2 protein-coding genes are annotated in these 1,391 nt (G+C 48.3%); both read left to right on the forward strand.

Annotated elements, in window-relative coordinates; all coding sequences use genetic code 11:
• Nucleotides 1-700 (forward strand): UDP-N-acetylglucosamine--N-acetylmuramyl-(pentapeptide) pyrophosphoryl-undecaprenol N-acetylglucosamine transferase (locus R7Z50_RS24195; protein WP_318149310.1); only part of this gene is annotated, 700 nt, incomplete at its 5' end.
• A gap of 22 nt (nt 701-722) precedes the next feature.
• On the forward strand, nt 723-1,391 hold a 669-nt coding region (locus R7Z50_RS24200), incomplete at its 3' end, for a UDP-N-acetylmuramate--L-alanine ligase (protein ID WP_318149311.1).

Consider the following 1,391-nt stretch of genomic DNA (forward strand, 5'->3'; position numbering starts at 1 on the left):
CGAACAAAACGCGGTTGCAGGTTTAACAAATCAATGGCTATCAAAGATCGCTAAGAAAGTCTTTCAAGCGTTTCCCGGCGCATTTCCTTCTGCGGCGGTTGTCGGTAACCCAGTACGTGAAGACGTAACGCAGTTGGATGAGCCCGCTCAACGTATGCAAGAGAGAGAAGGACCAATTCGTATTCTTGTTATGGGCGGCAGCCAAGGGGCGCGTATTCTTAATCAAACATTGCCAGCGGTGATGGCAAACTTGGGACAAGACTACTGTATTCGTCATCAAGCAGGTAAAGGCGCAGCGCAAGAAGTGCAAGCCGCTTATCAAGCGAACAATGTTGCTAATGCAGAAGTGACCGAGTTTATCGATGATGTTGCACAAGCGTATGCGTGGGCAGATCTGCTAGTGTGCCGTTCTGGCGCATTGACGGTATCTGAAGTCTTAGCAGCAGGTGTAGGCGCGATTTTTATCCCGTTCATGCATAAAGACCGTCAACAGGCACTGAATGCCGACCACTTAGTGGAATGCGGTGCTGCGAAGATGATTGAACAACCTGATTTAACCGTGGAGTCTTTGACTCAACAGATCCAACAATTGGATCGCCAAGCTTTACTTTCAATGGCTCAAAAGGCACGCAGTGCCGCAAAATTAGATGCTGACAAAGTTGTCGCACAAGCCATTGTCGCTTTGACCGAAAAGCGTTAACGAATCATTGAGAATCGAATTAATGACTATCCAACATACACAAGACTTAGCTCAGATTCGCGCTATGGTACCAGAAATGCGTCGCGTGAAATGCATCCACTTCATCGGTATCGGTGGTGCGGGCATGAGCGGCATTGCTGAAGTTCTTCTAAACGAAGGTTATGAAATCACGGGTTCAGACTTGTCTGAAAACCCAGTAACCGAGCGCTTAGTGTCGAAAGGGGCAACCGTATTTATTGGTCACCAAGCAAGTAATGTCGAAAAGGCTAGTGTGGTAGTCGTTTCCACCGCGATTAACGAAGAAAACCCTGAAGTCATGGCGGCTCGTGAATTGCGTATTCCTATTGTTCGCCGAGCAGAAATGCTGGCTGAACTGATGCGATTCCGTCATGGTATCGCTGTTGCGGGCACACATGGTAAAACCACCACCACAGCACTAGTCACACAAATCTATTCCGAAGCAGGCCTTGATCCAACGTTTGTAAACGGCGGTCTAGTAAAGAGCGCGGGCACAAATGCGCGCTTGGGCTCTAGCCGTATTCTGATTGCAGAAGCGGATGAGAGCGACGCCTCTTTCTTGCACCTGCAACCTATGGTGAGCATCGTTACCAACATCGAAGCTGACCACATGGATACCTACGGTGGTGACTTCGAAACATTGAAACAAACCTTCATTGATTTTCTTCACAAC

Source organism: Vibrio sp. 1249-1 (assembly GCF_033340495.1).